Raw genomic sequence first — 17379 nt, 5'->3', positions numbered from 1 at the left:
ATTTTGAATTCATTTTGATGAAATATGTATGCGGTTACATAAATAAGGAGGGATAGGTATGAAAAATAATACGATCACTGTAATGGGTAGCTTTGTAGTAGATTTAATGGCTAGAACACCTCATTTACCTGTAAAGGGAGAAACTGTAAAAGGATCTACATTTAAAATTGGACCTGGAGGAAAAGGATCAAACCAAGGGGTAGCTGCTAAAAGAGCTGGAGCTAATGTAGTTATGATATCTAAAATAGGAATGGATGAATTTGGAGATATAGCTATAAAAAGCTTTGAAAAAGAAGGAATTGATACAAAATATATATTCAAAGATGATACAAACCCTACAGGAGCAGCTTTAATAATGGTAGATGAAAATACAAGTGAAAACGAAATAGTAGTTACTCTAGGGGCATGTAATAACATTACTTCTAGTGATATTGAATCTGTAAGAAAATCCATAGAAGACTCTAAAGTATTTTTAACTCAATTAGAAACTAATGTGGATGCAGTGGAAAAAGCAGTAGATATAGCTTATAAAAGTGATGTAAAGGTTATATTAAATCCTGCACCAGTTCAAGAGATACCAGATGAAATAATGAAGAAAGTCTATATTCTAACACCTAATGAAGTTGAAGCATCTATATTATCTGGAATTCAGGTAAATGATGTGGAAGATGCTAAAAAAGCTGCAAAGGTTCTAATGGATAAAGGTGCAAAAAACGTTATTATAACTTTGGGAAGTAAAGGAGCTCTAGTTGTAACTGAAGAAAAGACTGAGTTTATAGAAAGTATAAAAGTAAATGCTGTAGATACTACCGGGGCGGGAGATGCTTATAATGGAGGATTGGTTACTGCTCTAGCAGAAGAAAAAAATATATTTGAAGCTGCAAAGTTTGCTAATGCAGTAGCAGCTCTATCAGTTACTAAAATAGGAACAGCACCAGCAATGCCTTATAGAGAAGAAATAGATAATTTATTATTAAACCAATAGTACAGAAACTTAAATAAATTTGGAGGGATATATATGTTAAAGACAGGAATATTAAATCCACAAATTGCCAATGTATTAGCTAGTACAGGGCATAAGGATATGCTTGTTGTAAGTGATGCAGGGCTACCTATGCCATTAGGAGTAGAAAGAATAGATCTTGCGTGGAAAGCCAATGAACCGAGATATTTAGATGTTTTAGAGGAAATATTAAAGCAAATAGTTGTAGAAAAAGCTATTCTAGCTAATGAATTAAAGACTGTGAGTCCTGAAATGCATGAAAAAATATTAGAAGCACTACCTAAAGATATCGAAATTGAATATGTTGAGCACGTTGAATTAAAAGAAAAAACAAAATCAGCAAGAGCAATAATAAGAACAGGTGAGTTCACACCTTACCCAAGTGTAATATTAGTTGCTGGATGCGCTTATTAGTAATTTACTGATAGCATGAAAGATGGTGATATAAAGTGATAGATAACAAAGTGATTTTAAAGCTTGAGAATATTGTTAAGGTATTTCCAGGTGTTAAAGCTCTTGATAACGTTCAGTTGGAAGTGTTAAAAGGGGAAGTACATGCACTTTGTGGAGAGAATGGAGCAGGAAAATCTACTTTAATGAAGATAATATCTGGAGCTCAAGAGTATACTTCAGGGAAGCTTTATTTTGAAGGAAATGAAGTGAAATTTTCCTCTACAAAACAAGCTCAAGACATGGGAATATCCATGATATATCAAGAATTTAACTTGATTCCTTATTTGAGTATAGCAGAGAATTTATATTTAGGTAGACAGCCCTTAAATAAATTTGGGCTTGTAGACTGGCGTAAATTGTATGAAGATTCAAAAAAGTTACTGGAAAGAGTTGGCCTTAGCAGTGACCCTAAAACATTAGTAAAGGATATCACTGTTGCTGAAGCACAAATGGTTGAAATAGCAAAATGTTTATCACTAAATTCTAAGGTAATAATTATGGACGAGCCAACGGCTGCCTTGTTAGATGAAGAAATACAGAAGCTATTTAATATAATAAGAAGTTTAACAGAAAGTGGGATTTCTATAATTTATATATCCCATAGATTAGAGGAAATATTTGAGCTAACTGATAGAATAACAGTTTTTAGGGATGGCAAATACATACAAACTATGAAGACAAGTGATACAGACTATGATGAATTAGTAGGGCTAATGGTTGGTAAAGATGTTACTGATTTATATCCAGATAGAAAGTTTAATGGTAAAGATATAATTCTTCAAGCAAAAAATATTACTGCAAAGCAGGTAAATGGAGTTAGTTTTGATTTGAATAAAGGAGAGATACTAGGAATATATGGACTTTTAGGATCAGGAACTATTCAATTATCTAAAGCTCTATTTGGATGCTATGGAAATATTGCTGGAGAAGTGTATATTGATGGAAGTAAGGTAAATATTAATAAACCTTTGGATGCGATAAATCATGGAATATCATTAGTTCCAGATGATAGAAAAAATGAAGGATTAGTATTAATAAGAAGTGTTAAGGAAAATGTCTCTTTAGCATCATTAGATAAAATTAAAAAAAATAATTTGCTAAATAGTACACTAGAAAAGAATTTAGTTGAGAGAGAAATTAGTAAGTTAGGCATTAAAGTACCTTCAGAAAATCAATTAGTTTTAAATTTAAGTGGTGGAAATCAGCAAAAGGTCGTATTTGCAAAAATGCTAGAAACTAAACCTAAAGTATTAATTCTTGACGAACCTACAAGAGGTGTTGATGTAGGCGCTAAAGCGGAAATATACAACATTATGGATGAGCTTACTAAGAGCGGAATAAGTGTAATTCTTGTTTCTTCAGATTTGCCAGAACTAATTGGGATGAGCGACAGAGTTGTCATAATGAAAGAAGGTAAAATTGTTAAAGAATTAAGTAAATCTGAGGCGACTCAAGAAAATGTGTTAGCTTATGCAGCGGGAGGGGTTAAAGAATGAAGAAATTTACTAATTTGATTACTAAATACAGAACTTTTGCGGTATTAGTTTTAATATTAATAGTTGCTACATTTTTGTCAGATGCATTTTTAACAGTAGATAATTTGCTAAATGTTATTAGACAAGTTGCTATCATTGCAATAGTTGGAGCTGGAATGACATTTGTTATATTAACTGGAGGAATTGACTTATCTGTTGGTTCTATATTAGCACTTTCAGGAGCTATATCTGCTTCAGTTTTAATAAAATCAAATTCAGTATTTGCAGCAATTGTTGTTGCGCTAGTTATTGGTACAGCGTTTGGACTATTTAATGGTCTATTTATAACTAGGGGAGGTATACCGCCTTTTATTGTAACCTTAGCTACAATGGTATTAGTGAGAGGATGCGTTTTAGTATTTACAAATGGATCACCTATAGCAGTAAAAGACAAGGCGTATAAATTTATTGGTAAAGGGTATATTGCTGGACTTCCATTTCCTATCGTAATTTTAATTTTAGTATTTTTATTAAGTTATTTCATACTTAAATACACAAAATTTGGACGTAGTGTGTTTAGCATTGGTGGAAATAGAGAAGCTACTAGATTGTCAGGAATAAATGTAAAAAGAACAGAAACATGGGTTTATACAATAAGTGGTTTATTAGCCGGTTTAACAGGAGTAATTTTAACTTCTAGACTAGGGTCTGCTCAACCTACAGCAGGATCTGGATATGAGCTGGATGCAATTGCAGCTGTAATTCTAGGTGGGACAAGTCTCTCTGGAGGACAAGGAGCAATTTTACCTACAGTTATAGGAGCGTTGATTCTAGGGGTATTAGATAACATATTAACATTAATGAATGTTAATCCTTTTGCAGCTAACATTGTTAAAGGAGCAGTTATCTTACTTGCTGTATTGGCTGATAGTAAATTTAAAAACTTATCAAATAAAGTTGATGTAAAATAGTTAATAGCCTCAAACTATTGAGGTTAATATAAAAGGAGGTTTTTGAGAATGAAAAAACTTGTAAAATTATTTTCTATTATTATGACAATACTTATGGTAGGCACAATTGTTGGATGTTCAAATGGTGAGAAAAGCAAAGATAATAAAGAAGCTGGAAAAGATCCTAAAAAGAAAATTGTTATTGGTCTTTCAATGAACACATTAAACAATCCTTTCTTCGTTGATGTTAAAAAGGGAGCTGAAAAGGGAGCACAAGAAAATAACGTGGAATTAATAGTTACAGATGCTCAAAACCAATCAAATAAACAATTAACTGATGTTGAAAACTTAATTCAGAAAAAGCCTGATTTATTAATAATTGATCCATGTGATAGTGATGCTATTGTAGCTGCTATTGAAGAAGCAAATGATAACAAAATACCTGTAATCACAATTGACAGAGCAGCAAAAGGTGGAGAAGTTGTATCACATATCGGATTTAATGCTATTCATTCAGGTAATATAGCTGGAGAATTCTTAGGAAAAGCATTAAATGGAAAAGGTAAAGTAGTAGAGATAATGGGAATTATGGGAACTAACGTAGCTCAAGACAGAAGTAAAGGTTTTAATGAAGCAATATCAAAATTCAAAGATATTAAAGTAGTTGCAAAGCAAACTGCTAACTTTGATAGAGCGGAAGCTATGAAGGTTATGGAAAATATATTACAAGCTAATCCTGAAATAGACGGGGTTTATGCTGCAAATGATGAAATGGCTTTAGGTGCTTTAGAAGCTATAGAAGCAGCAGGAAGACTGGACAAGATAACACTTATTGGATGTGACGCAATAGATCCAGCAGTAGCTGCAATAAAAGCTGGAAAACAAGAAGCAACAATTGCTGAACCACCATTCTTCCTTGGAAAAAATGCTGTATTAACTGCAATAAAAGTGCTAAACGGGGAAAAGGTTGAAAAATCAGTAATACTTGATTCTACACTTGTAACAAAAGACAATGTAAATAATGTAAAGACTAAAGAATAATATTATTGTTACAATAAAAAGAAATGGGGTTAATAACATATGAAAATTCAAGAATACATTGATCATACACTACTAAAACCAGAAGCTAGATTAGATGAAATTATAAAGATGTGTAATGAAGCTAAAGAATATAAATTTGCATCAGTTTGTGTTAATCCTTATTATGCATCTGTTGTAAGTAATGAACTAAAAGATAGTGGAGTTAAAACATGTGTAGTTATTGGTTTTCCTCTAGGAGCAAATACTAAGAATGTAAAAGCTTTTGAAGCGGAAGAAGCTGTAAAAAGCGGAGCTGAAGAAGTGGACATGGTTATAAATATAGGAGCTCTAAAGGATAAGAAATATGACTATGTAAAAGAAGATATTGAAGCTGTAGTAAATGCTGTTAAAGGTAAAGCACATGTAAAAGTAATTATAGAGTGTTGTTTACTTACAGACGAGGAAAAAGTTATAGCTTGTGAAATATCAAAAGAAGCAGGTGCTGACTTTGTTAAGACTTCTACAGGTTTTAGCACAGGTGGTGCAGTAGCAGACGATGTAGAGTTGATGAGAAAAACAGTTGGAGGACATATAGGAGTAAAGGCATCAGGTGGAATAAGAGACTACAAGACAGCTAAAGCTATGCTGGAAGCAGGTGCTAATAGAATAGGAGCTAGCGCAGGCATACAAATTTATAATGAGTCAATTAAAGAGAATTAATTTTGCATTTAAGATAAGTTGTTTTTCCTATTGAAAATTGTTTTATAATATATAAATAAAGCCCTTACCTTTATTTAAGAAGGTAAGGGCTTTATTTATATTACTTTAAAAAGTTTAAAATAAGGAGATAAGTAATAATACTTTCATTGCAGGAAATGCTTAATTTAACCTAAAAATCAGGTAAATTCATATATAAATTCCTTAATATTTGATGTAAAATTATAATGTAAGTGAAATTTTTAACTAAGTTTTATGATATATAATTCTTAGAAAATGCGGGGGAGATGTATGGTAACTTTAAGTGTATGTGTTGGAAGTGCTTGTCATATTAAAGGATCTTCTAAAGTAATAAAATCATTTCAAAGACTTATAGAAATAAATAATTTAAAGAATGAAGTAGAGTTAAAGGGGTCATTTTGTCTAGGAGAATGTACAGAGGGAGTTGCTGTAAGAATAGATGAGGATGACACAATTTACTCTATAAGCGAAAGTAATATAGAAGAATTTTTTAAAGTACAGATATTAGGGAGGATCTCTTAAATGAGTTACATGAATTTTTCTACAGCTAACTGTAAAAATTGTTATAAGTGTTTAAGAAGTTGTCCTGTAAAAGCTATAAAATTTAAAAATGAGCAGGCTGAAATTGCAGAAGATAGATGTATTGCATGCAGCCATTGCTTAGTGATATGTCCTCAGAATGCAAGAGAAATAGTAAGTGACTTAGAAAAAGTTAAGATAGCTATAAGTTCAGGTAAAAGAGTAATAGCTACTGTTGCACCTTCTTTTGCTGGATTTTTTGATATGAATCCTGATAAATTTGTTTCCCTTTTAAAAAAGTTTGGATTTTCTTCAGTAGAAGAGACTGCACTAGGTGCTGACCTAGTTTCAGGTTTATATAAGAATTATATTGAACAAAATTTTAGTTCTAATTATATCACTACAGCATGTCCTTCTGCTAATTATCTAGTAGAAAAGTATTATCCATCTTTAATAAAATATCTGATTCCAGTGGTATCTCCTATGGTTGCCCATGGTAAAATTCTTAGAGATGTATATGGAGAGGATAGTTTTATCGTGTTTATAGGTCCATGTCTTGGAAAAAAGGTAGAGTCTGAAAGTTTTTCAAACAAAGGAGCAATAGATGCAGTATTAACTTTTGAGGAAATATATGAATGGATAGAAGAGAATGCTATAGAAATTGATAAGCTGGAAGATACAAATTTCGATAAAAACTCTTTTATGGGAGGAAGAGGATATGCACTATCTGGAGGAATAGTTGACACTGTAAAAAATACTTTGGATGAAAAGTCTCTAGAAGTAATATCTGTAAGCGGAACTGAAGAGTGCATTGAGTTACTTGAAAGTATAAAAAATGGAGAAATAGAAAATGCATTTATAGAAATGAGCATTTGTAGAGGAAGCTGTATAGGCGGACCTGGTATGGTTAAAAATGAAAATAGGTATTTTAAAAAGTCATTAAGAGTAAGAAAATATATGAAAAATGCTAGAGATTCGAAGGATGATGAGCAGGTTTATAGCAAAGAATGGAATTTTAAAAATTTTACAAGACAGTTTATAGATAAGAGTATATCTAAGTTAGATGTTAGTGAAAGTGAATTAGATATGATAATGAAGGAAATGGGCAAACACAGTAAAGAAGATGAGTTGAATTGCGGAGTGTGCGGATATAATACCTGCAGAGAGAAGGCTAAAGCTATATATGAAGGTATGGCGGAAAGCACTATGTGCCTTCACTATATGAGGAGTAAGGCTGAAAATCTAAGAAATGTAATATTTGAAAATACAATAAACTGTATGATACTTTTAGATGAAAACATGAATGTAGTTGACATAAATCCAGCAGTAGAAAGAGCATTTATGATTAGAAGAGAAAATATAATAGACAAGCCTATATCATTACTTATGGATGATAAAGACTTTAAAAATATTGTGGAAGACAGAAGTAAGATAATAAATAAGAAAATAAGTTGTCTGAGCTACAATTTAGAATTCGTAGCAAATGCTGTGTATTTGAAAGAACAAAATATAGTAGTTGTAGCTATGGTAAATATAACCGAGGAAGAAAAAAATAAAAAGGAACTTATGAAACTTAAAGAAAATACATTAAATGCTGCTCAAGAAGTAATAGACAAGCAAATGATGGTAGCTCAAGAAATAGCTAGTTTACTAGGGGAGACAACGGCGGAGACAAAGATTACCTTAACAAAGTTAAAGAAGATAGTTGAAGGAGAAAATGGCATAATTTAAGGAGGTAGTTTTATGAGCTATTTTATAGATGTATCATATGGTACTTTAACAAAATACGGTGAAGAACTGCCGGGGGATATGGTAAGCATTTCAAGACTTTCTGATTATACTGTAATAGTTATGGCAGATGGATTGGGGAGTGGAGTTAAAGCAAACATATTATCAACATTAACATCAAAGATTGCAGGCACAATGCTAAAAAAAGGTGCAGATATATATGAAACAGTAGATACTATTGCTAAAACTCTTCCAGTTTGTAAGGTTAGGAATATTGCTTATTCCACATTTACTATTCTAAAGATATATGATGACGGAAGAACATATATAACTGAATACGATAATCCTCCAACCTTTATTATGCCCAATAAGCAAAGTATAGAATTAGAAGAAAATGAATTAGTGATAAATGAGAGAATTATAAAAGAAAGATATTTAAAATTAGATGACGGGGATACACTTGTAGTAGCTAGTGATGGTGTTATACATGCAGGGTTAGGTAATATTTTAAACTTGGGCTGGCAGTGGGATGATGTTAATAATTATTTAAAAAAGGTATGTTCTAGAACTAAAAGTGCAAAAATAGTAGCAGACGATTTATTGGAAAGCTGTTGGGATTTATATAACGGCAAGCCTGGAGATGACACAACTGTTGTAGCAGTGAAAGTAAGAAAGCCAAGCTATGTTAATTTATTTGCCGGTCCACCTAACGATAGAAATAATGATTCCCATGTAATTAAAGAATTTATAAAAAGTAAAGGGAAAAAAATTATATGTGGAGGTACTGCAGCTAATATTGCGGAAAGAGAACTTAATAGAAAGCTGAATGTAAGCTTAGAATATTTTAGTGAAGATATACCTCCTACAGCATCTATGGAAGGGATAGATCTTATAACAGAGGGGGTATTAACTTTAAGCAAAGTTATAGAAAAAATTAGAGCTTCCATGGAACCTGTGAATACTTCATTAGAAAAAGTAGATTTTGGAGAAATGGATGGAGCTAGTCAACTATTTGAAATTTTAATTGAAGACTGCACACGCCTTAATTTATGGGTAGGTATGGCAATAAATCCTGCACATCAAAATCCTGATTTTCCATCTCATTTAAGCATAAAATTAAAGCTTTTAGAGGAAATATGTGATCTTATGAAGAGATTGGGAAAAGAAGTTAATATAAAATATGTTTAATAATAAGGGACTGTCGCATTAAGAAATTTACATACAATATACTGTCTTGCAAGTTTAAAGTTAACACAATACATTGTAGTATTTATTCTTAGTGTGATAGCCCCTTATTCTGCTAAGATTTAAAAATATAATATGCTATATTTCATTCTTTGTATATTTTGTATGAAGTAACTTATGAGCTAATTCACTATTAGGTTTTCCAAGGAAATCCTTATAGATTTCTATTATAGCTGGATTTTCATGAGATTTTCTGATAGATTTATGTCTATCTTCTTCGTATATAGCATTCATTCTCTTCTCCAGTATTTCATGTTTACCATGTATAAATGGTTGACCACCACCATCGATACATCCTCCTGGACAAGCCATAATTTCAATAATTTGATAATCTGCCTCTCCATTTCTTATTTTATTTAAAAGAGTTCTTGCATTACCAAGACCACTGGCGATGGCAGCTTTTACTTCCATACCTTTTACATTTATAGTAGCTTCCTTTATACCATGGAAACCACGAACTATTTCAAATTCTACGTTGTCTAAATTTTCATCTGTAATCCATTCATAAGCAGTACGAAGAGCAGCTTCCATAACCCCGCCAGTTACTCCGAATATAACTGCTGCACCAGTAGATTCTCCTAGTATACAGTCAAACTCTTCATCTTTAAGGTCTGTAAAGTTTATACCAGCTTCTTTAATCATTTTAGCTAGCTCTCTTGTACTTATTACAATATCTACATCCTTGTTCATCTCAGGTCGTGCAGCTTCATATTTTTTTGCTAAGCAAGGCATTACTGAGACAACAACTATATCTTCAGGATTTATATTCATTTTTTCTGCGTAGTAAGTTTTTGCTACTGCACCAAACATCTGCTGTGGAGATTTACAGCTGGATGGAATATCTAAAAGGTCAGCAAATTCATGTTCAAAGAAATTTATCCAGCCTGGACAGCAGCTAGTTAACATTGGAAGTCTTCCGCCGTTTTTAATTCTATCCATAAGTTCTGCCGCTTCTTCCATTATAGTAAGGTCAGCAGCAAAATTTGTATCGAATACTTTATCAAATCCAAGTGCTTTAAGAGAAGAAACCATTTTCCCAGTTACAGCTTGACCTGGCTCCATGCCGAAGGCTTCTCCTAGAGCAGCTCTTACTGCTGGAGCAGTTTGAACTATTGTAAATTTTTTTCTATTGTTTAAAACGTTCCAAACTTTTGAGGTATTATTAACTTCAGTTAATGCGCCAGTTGGACATACAGATACGCACTGACCGCAGAAAGTGCAATTAGTATCAAGCATCTTATCTCCAAAGGCAGGAGATATAACTGTCTCAAAACCTCTATCTATAGCAGAAAGAACAGAAACAGTTTGTACTTTATTACATACAGTTTCGCATCTTCTACATAATATACATTTATCTAATTCACGGACTATAGAATAGCTAGAGTTATCTATTGGGAAGGTAGACATTTGACCATCATATTTTATTTCTCTTATACCCATATCTGCAGCTAATTGTTGAAGTTCACAATCTGTATTCTTTTCACAAAGAAGACAATTTTGCGGATGATCTGAAAGAAGGAGTTCAACTATGGTTCTACGAGATTTTATAGCTCTTATAGAATTAGTTTTTACAATCATACCATCTGTTACAGGAGTACTGCAAGCAGGGGCTAGATTTCTTCTTCCAACCACTTCTACCATACAAACTCTACAAGAACCCGGATTATTTTCTATATCATCATGTAGTTTTAAATGGCATAGTGTGGGAATATTTATATCTAATAGTTTTGCTGCTGCTAGGATAGTAGTTCCATCTTCTACCTTTACTTTTTTATCATTTATAGTAAGAGTAACTAAACTCAAAACCTTCACCTCTTTCTCAAAATTCAAAATTATTATTTCTTTATAATTGCGTCTACCGGACAAGCGTTGAAGCATGCACCGCATTTTATACATTTATCTTGAACTATAGTGTGTATTTCTTTTACTTTACCGCTAATACAAGATACAGGACAATTTCTAGCACATTTAGTACATCCTATACATTTATCAGTAATTTCATATCTTACTAGGTTTTTACATACACCAGCAGGGCATGTTTTATGAAGTATATGAGCTTCATATTCATCCATAAAATATTCCATAGTACTTAATACTGGGTTTGGAGCGGTTTGTCCAAGACCACATAGTGAAGTATCTTTTATTGTAGTTGCTAATTCATGTAATTTTTCTATGTCTTCTGGAACGCCTTGTCCATTAGTTATTCTTGTAAGTATTTCAAGTAGACGTTTATTTCCGATTCTACATGGAGTACACTTTCCACAAGATTCATCTACAGTGAATTCTAGATAGAATTTGGCTATGTCAACCATACAGTTCTTATCATCCATAACTATCATTCCACCGGAGCCCATCATTGAGCCTATAGATGATAGTGATTCATAGTCAATAGCAATATCTAGGTGAGAAGCTGGGATACATCCTCCAGAGGGACCGCCAGTTTGAACAGCTTTAAATTTATGTCCGTGTTTTATTCCTCCACCTATATCGTAAATTATTTCTCTTAAAGTAGTTCCCATTGGAACTTCAACAAGTCCTACATTATTTATATTTCCGGCTAAAGCAAAAACCTTAGTTCCTTTTGAAGTAGCAGTTCCGATAGAATTATACCAATCAGCTCCGTTTATTATTATTATAGGAACATTAGCTAGTGTTTCCACATTGTTTACGCAGGTTGGTTTATTCCATAGTCCACTTTCAGCTGGAAATGGAGGTTTATTTGTAGGCTCACCACGGCAGCCTTCTACTGAGTGGATTAAAGCTGTTTCTTCTCCACACACGAAAGCTCCTGCGCCATATTTTATATCTATATCAAAATTAAAACCAGTATTTAGTATATTTTCACCTAAAAGTCCAAGAGCTCTAGCTTGCTCTATAGCTATTTTTAATCTGTTTACAGCAAGAGGATATTCAGCTCTTATATAGATAACACCTTTTGAAGCTCCTATTACATAACCACCAATAGCCATAGCTTCAAGTACGCTATGAGGGTCACCTTCTAAAATTGAACGATCCATGAAAGCACCTGGATCACCTTCATCAGCGTTACAAATAATATATTTTTGATCTGAATCATATGATTTAGCAAAGGCCCATTTTTTACCGATAGGGAAGCCACCGCCACCTCTTCCTCTTAATCCAGAATCTATCATAAGTTTTATAACATCATCAGGAGTCATTTCTGTTAATACTTTTCCTAAAGCTTGATATCCTTTAGCTCCTATGCTTTCTTGTATTTTTTCAGGATTTATAAAACCGCAATTTCTTAATGCTATTCTATGTTGTTTTTTATAAAAGGACATTTGATCTTGTCTATGAACTTTTTCCTTTAAAGAAGGTTCCTCGTATAGAAGTCTTTCCACAATCTTTCCTTCAACCAGATGGCTTTTAACTATTTCTTCAGCATCTTCTGGCTTAACACTTACATAAAATGTATCATCTGGACTTACTTTAACTATAGGACCTTTTTCACAAAATCCAAAGCATCCTGTTATAGATACAGTTACTCTATATGATAATCCTGCTTTTTCAATCTCGTTTTTTAAATTCTCAAGAATTTTATCACTTTCAGATGATTTACATCCTGTTCCACCACAAATTGTTAGAAAGCGATTGCAGGATTGAGCTTCTTTTTCAGTTTTAGTATCTTCTCTTATCTCTAAGTCTAAAGAATATTTTTCATATAAATCTTGTAATTGTGCATAAGAATTTATTTTATTCAATGATAATTCCTCCTATTCTGAATATTCGTCTAAAACTTTATCTACCATTTCTTTAGTAAAATGACCGTAAACTTTATCATTTACAGTTACTACTGGTGCTAATCCACAGGCTCCTACGCATCTTAAAATTTGAACAGTAAATTTACCATCGGAAGTAGTTTCTCCAACCTTAATACCTAATTTTTTTTCAAATTCAGAAAGTATATCACCAGCACCTCTTACAAAGCAAGCGGTCCCCATGCATATATTTATAACATATTTGCCAGTTGGTTCTTCGGTAAAATAAGAATAGAAGGTTACAACACCATTAACTTTGGAAACGGGTATTTCTAATTTCTTGGCTATAAATTTTTGTACTTCTTTAGATAAGTAACCAAAGATATTTTGTGCCCTATGAAGCACTTCGATTAAGGCACCATTTTTGTCAGGAATGTTGTCAATGAATTGTTCCAGTTCTGTAAAATTTTTATTATCTTGATTATTACAACACAATTAAGTGTACCCCCTTATGTTTAAAAATAAAATTCCGTTTGTTTAAATTATATCAAACTTTACAAAAAAATAAAGATATTTATAAAAAAATAAAGGAATAAATTATATGATAAATTTTATTTTAATTAAAAAAATATCAAAAATTTTAAAGCGTTTGTCGTGAAATGGAGGAAAACCCTGTTATGTTCTATGTAAAAACTCTTAATATATGGTTTTTAAGTACTTAATATAGTTATTATAAAATCGAAAAAAGAAAGTAAAAGTACTAAAAATGGTTATAAATAACTCTAAAACATTGTTAATTTTAAAACATAGATTTGTTTTGAAATATTTAAACATTGACGATGATAATATGTTATAGTAATATAATTTTATAAACAGAGTTCTTGGCTTCAGATGGAGTCTGAAGCTTAGAAATCGTTATCCAGGGACGTAGCCGCCCTTTACTCCCACTTTAAAAAAAAGCAGAGAGTCCAAATCTTCGATTTGGTGCGAATCGCTTTCACAGAGTGCCATGGGAGTATTAGAGCGGGTAGTCATCGGATAAAAATAAAATTGAATAATAAAATTTAGTATAATAATCCCAGGGGAGCTGGTGTTTGCCGGCTGAGATTAGGAACGATATTCTTAGACCCTTTAACCTGATCTGGATAATTCCAGCGTAGGAAGAGGTTTTTAAACTTTGCTAATAATAAAAATATTAAAAGTATAAGTATAAGCACAAATCTCTTTTGAGGTCTGTGCTTTTTTATTTTTAACTTAATTGAACTTTATAAAAATGAGGAGGATTTGAAATGAAGTTTTCGAAAAAATTATATAAAACCGTGGAGGAAATCTGGAATTCGTATTATGAACATCCATTTATAAAAGGGATAGGTGATGGTACTTTAGATGTAGAAAAGTTTAAATTTTATATGATTCAAGATTATATTTATCTATTAGATTACGCTAAAGTATATGCCTTAGGTATAGTTAAGGCAGATAGTGAAGAGGTTATGCAAGGGTTCTCTAAAATGGTAAATGAAATATTAAATGGAGAAATGAGTATACATAGATCATATATGAAAAGACTTGGGATTACTTCAGAAGAAATTAAATTAGCTAAGGCTTCTCTTACTAATATTTCTTACACCCACTATATGCTTGCAATTTCTCATGTTGGAAATTTGGCGGAACTTACCACTTCATTATTAGCTTGTATGTGGAGTTATCTAGAAATTGGCGAGAAGTTAAGTCAATTACCAGGTTCTACGGAACATGAATTTTATGGAGAATGGATAAGAGGTTATATTTCTAATGAATATAAACAAGCCACCCAATGGGTTATAGATCTAGTAGACAGTTTGTCAGAAAACATGTCAGATAGTGAACTTAAAAAGTTGGAAGAGATATTTGTGAATACCAGCAAATATGAATATATGTTTTGGGATATGTCTTATGGCAAGGAGATGTAAAATTTTATGTTGAGGTTCTGTAATGTTAATTTTAAATATAAAAATGATTCAAAGTTTCTTATAGAAGACTTAAGCTTTCATGTAGATAAAAATGATTTTATAAGCATAATAGGACCCAGTGGATGTGGGAAAAGTACTATCTTTAGACTAATATTAGGTCTTGAGAAAGTTTCTAATGGAGAGATTTTTATAAATAATAATAATATCAATAATTTAAATGGGTATATAGGGTACATGCCCCAAAGAGATCTATTGATACCATGGAGAACTATTTCTGAAAATGCTTCTTTACCATTAGAGGTTAATGGTAAAAGTATAAGTGAAGCAAAGCAAAAGGCAGAAGAATTTTTGAAAGTTTTTGGACTTGAAAAATATAAAGATAAATATCCTAAAGATTTATCAGGTGGTATGAGGCAGAGAGTTTCTTTTATTAGAACCTTGCTTACAGGTTCTGAAGTTATGCTTTTAGATGAACCTTTTAGCGCATTGGATGCTATAACAAAAATTTCTATGCAGGAATGGTTATTAACTCAATGGGTTAGTCTGAGGAAAACTATATTATTTATAACTCATGATGTAGAAGAAGCATTATTTTTATCAAATAAAATATTTGTTATTTCAGAAAAACCTATAGCCACATTAAAAGAAATAATAGTTCCAGCTGATTATCCCAGAGATAGGCATATGTTGAGCAGACCAGAAATATTGTGCATAAAAGAGGAACTTATAAACGAATTAAAGCAGAGGATTGAGATATGAGAAAGTATAAATCATCAATAATAGTAGGAATTTTATTTTTTATAATCTGGGAATTGGTTGCAAGGTATATAAATGCCATGTATATACTCCCATCACCCAGTAGAATTTTACAAAAAACTTGGGAGCTGAGGGAACCTTTATTTTTAGTTCATCTGCCATCTACACTATTGATTACGTTTATAGGTCTTATCATTTCAGTTGCTTTGGGAGTTTTTTTAGCTGTAATTATGAGTTTAAACGAAAAAATAGAAAAGGCTGTATATCCTATTGTAGTAGTGACCCAAACTATACCAATTACTGCATTAGCTCCAATATTTGTACTTTGGTTTGGGTATAGCATTTGGAGCAAAGTAATAGTAACTATATTAATTACCTTTTTTCCTATAACAGTAAATGTATATGATGGTCTTAGGTCTACTAGAAAGGATATGGAGGAATTGCTGATTACCTATGGAGCAAGTAAGAAAGATATTTTCATTAAATTAAAACTTCCTTCTGCAATGCCATATTTCTTTTCTGCATTAAAAATATCTGTTCCACTAAGTGTAATAGGGGCTGCCATCAGTGAGTGGCTGGGAGCACAATCTGGTCTTGGATATTTTAGCAAAAGAATGATGACTCAATTGGATGGTGCTGCAGTCTTCGCTCCAATATTGATTTTATCTGTTGCTGCAATAATTTTAGTTTGTATAATAAATATCTTAGAAAATAAAATAATAAAATGGAGGAATGAAGCGTGAAAAAAGTAAAAGTATTATTAGTATTATTAGCGTTACTAAGCTTTATAGTTACAGGATGTTCCAGCAAAGGGGCTAGTGTAAAGAAATCAGACAAGTTAGAAGATGTAGATTTAGTACTGGATTGGTATCCGAATGCATTACATAGCTTTATATATGCAGCCATAGAAAATGGATATTTTAAAGAAGAGGGATTAAATGTACATATTAAATTTCCTTCAAATCCAACAGATCCATTGGCTTTACCAGCTGCAGGCAAAGCAACTTTAGGAATTTATTATCAACCAGATGTAATAATTTCTAGGGCAAACGAAAAAGTTCCGGTAAAATGTATTGGGACTATAGTACAATCCCCATTAAACGTTATTATTTCATTAAAAGAAAAAAATATAAATTCGCCTAAGGATCTATCAGGAAAGACCGTTGGATTTTCTGGAAACCCACTTAATACAGAGTATGTTAAGACAATGGTAAAAGCAGATGGGGGAGACCCAAATTCAGTAAAGATAGTAGATGTAGGATTTGAATTGCTTTCTTCAATGATAACAAAAAAAGTTGATGCAACTACTGGTGGACTTATAAATCATGAAGTTCCTGTTTTAAAACATGAAGGTCATGAGATAAATTATTTTGATCCATCTAAATATGGAGTACCTAATTATTATGAAGCAATTTTTGTTACAAGTGATAATACTTTAAAAGAAAAACCTGAAACTCTAAGAAAGTTTATGAAGGCTTGCCAAAAAGGCTTTGATTTTATGAAAAATAATCCAGATAAATCATTAAAAATACTATTAGATAATCAACAAAAAGATAATTTTCCACTTATAGAAGCAGTAGAAAAAGAAAGTATAAATGTATTACTTCCTAAAATGGAATCAAAAGAACAACCGTTTTTAAGTCAAGATAAGAAAGTTTGGGAAGAAAATATAGATTGGTTATATAAGAAAGGCCTTCTGAAAGAAAAGGTTAAAGCTGAAGATTTTTATGTAGACCTATTAAATACAAAATAGCACTGTAAAAAAGTAAACTATGTGAAATTTGCTGGTGAGCAATAATTAGTTTATAATATATTTGTTATGTA

The 17379-nt window shown here is 31.9% G+C and carries 16 protein-coding genes and 1 riboswitch; of the genes, 13 read left to right on the top strand and 3 right to left on the bottom strand.

The window, feature by feature from the left end; all coding sequences use genetic code 11:
• Positions 1-58 precede the first annotated feature (58 nt).
• From rbsK to ACWW38_RS01415, 9 genes are all read left to right on the top strand, one after another.
• On the top strand, positions 59-985 hold the full coding sequence (gene rbsK / locus ACWW38_RS01455; protein WP_456259056.1) for a ribokinase: 927 nt from the start codon (positions 59-61) through the stop codon (positions 983-985).
• Positions 986-1018: 33 nt separating this feature from the next.
• Positions 1019-1417 (top strand): D-ribose pyranase, encoded by a 399-nt coding sequence (gene rbsD / locus ACWW38_RS01450; RefSeq protein WP_456259055.1) that lies wholly within the window; start codon positions 1019-1021, stop codon positions 1415-1417.
• 35 nt (positions 1418-1452) lie between these two features.
• The gene (locus ACWW38_RS01445) at positions 1453-2952 is read left to right on the top strand and encodes a sugar ABC transporter ATP-binding protein (RefSeq protein WP_456259054.1); all 1500 of its coding nucleotides are present in this window, start codon (positions 1453-1455) and stop codon (positions 2950-2952) included.
• A complete protein-coding gene (locus tag ACWW38_RS01440) occupies positions 2949-3902 on the top strand; it encodes an ABC transporter permease (RefSeq protein ID WP_456259053.1) in 954 nt (317 codons plus the stop codon). Before ACWW38_RS01445 ends, ACWW38_RS01440 begins: the two co-directional genes overlap by 4 nt.
• A gap of 48 nt (positions 3903-3950) precedes the next feature.
• On the top strand, positions 3951-4922 hold the full coding sequence (locus ACWW38_RS01435) for a substrate-binding domain-containing protein (protein WP_456259052.1): 972 nt from the start codon (positions 3951-3953) through the stop codon (positions 4920-4922).
• A gap of 39 nt (positions 4923-4961) precedes the next feature.
• Positions 4962-5621: a deoxyribose-phosphate aldolase gene (deoC, locus tag ACWW38_RS01430; protein ID WP_456259051.1), complete on the top strand. Its 660-nt coding sequence runs from the start codon at positions 4962-4964 to the stop codon at positions 5619-5621.
• Positions 5622-5909: 288 nt separating this feature from the next.
• Entirely contained in the window at positions 5910-6161 is a 252-nt protein-coding gene (locus tag ACWW38_RS01425; RefSeq protein ID WP_456259050.1) for a (2Fe-2S) ferredoxin domain-containing protein, read from the top strand.
• On the top strand, positions 6162-7889 hold the full coding sequence (locus ACWW38_RS01420; protein ID WP_456259049.1) for a [Fe-Fe] hydrogenase large subunit C-terminal domain-containing protein: 1728 nt from the start codon (positions 6162-6164) through the stop codon (positions 7887-7889).
• A gap of 12 nt (positions 7890-7901) precedes the next feature.
• Positions 7902-9074 (top strand): SpoIIE family protein phosphatase, encoded by a 1173-nt coding sequence (locus tag ACWW38_RS01415; RefSeq protein ID WP_456259048.1) that lies wholly within the window; start codon positions 7902-7904, stop codon positions 9072-9074.
• Positions 9075-9209: 135 nt separating this feature from the next.
• On the opposite strand, the gene ACWW38_RS01410 is transcribed toward ACWW38_RS01415, so the two are convergent.
• Genes ACWW38_RS01410 through nuoE form a run of 3 tightly spaced genes read right to left on the bottom strand, consistent with a single transcriptional unit; the run spans position 9210 to position 13345 of the window.
• Positions 9210-10934: an NADH-dependent [FeFe] hydrogenase, group A6 gene (locus ACWW38_RS01410; RefSeq protein WP_456259047.1), complete on the bottom strand. Its 1725-nt coding sequence runs from the start codon at positions 10932-10934 to the stop codon at positions 9210-9212.
• A gap of 32 nt (positions 10935-10966) precedes the next feature.
• Positions 10967-12853: an NADH-ubiquinone oxidoreductase-F iron-sulfur binding region domain-containing protein gene (locus tag ACWW38_RS01405; protein ID WP_456259046.1), complete on the bottom strand. Its 1887-nt coding sequence runs from the start codon at positions 12851-12853 to the stop codon at positions 10967-10969.
• Between the two features lie 12 nt (positions 12854-12865).
• Complete coding sequence (nuoE, locus tag ACWW38_RS01400) at positions 12866-13345, bottom strand: NADH-quinone oxidoreductase subunit NuoE (protein ID WP_456259045.1); 480 nt, start codon at positions 13343-13345, stop codon at positions 12866-12868.
• 575 nt (positions 13346-13920) lie between these two features.
• A riboswitch (TPP riboswitch) is annotated at positions 13921-14030 on the top strand.
• 109 nt (positions 14031-14139) lie between these two features.
• Between nuoE and tenA the strand changes: the two genes are divergently transcribed.
• From tenA to ACWW38_RS01380, 4 genes are read left to right on the top strand one after another with little or no spacing between them, the layout of a single operon-like run.
• Complete coding sequence (gene tenA, locus ACWW38_RS01395) at positions 14140-14799, top strand: thiaminase II (protein WP_456259044.1); 660 nt, start codon at positions 14140-14142, stop codon at positions 14797-14799.
• 6 nt (positions 14800-14805) lie between these two features.
• Positions 14806-15558: an ABC transporter ATP-binding protein gene (locus ACWW38_RS01390; RefSeq protein WP_456259043.1), complete on the top strand. Its 753-nt coding sequence runs from the start codon at positions 14806-14808 to the stop codon at positions 15556-15558.
• Positions 15555-16298, top strand: coding sequence for an ABC transporter permease (locus ACWW38_RS01385; RefSeq protein WP_456259042.1), 744 nt, complete (start codon positions 15555-15557; stop codon positions 16296-16298). The genes ACWW38_RS01390 and ACWW38_RS01385 overlap by 4 nt, the downstream gene beginning before the upstream one ends.
• Positions 16295-17308: an ABC transporter substrate-binding protein gene (locus ACWW38_RS01380; protein WP_456259041.1), complete on the top strand. Its 1014-nt coding sequence runs from the start codon at positions 16295-16297 to the stop codon at positions 17306-17308. Before ACWW38_RS01385 ends, ACWW38_RS01380 begins: the two co-directional genes overlap by 4 nt.
• Positions 17309-17379: the final 71 nt, after the last annotated feature.

Source organism: Clostridium sp. JNZ J1-5 (assembly GCF_053901425.1).
This window is presented reverse-complemented; position numbering and strand designations above follow the sequence as displayed.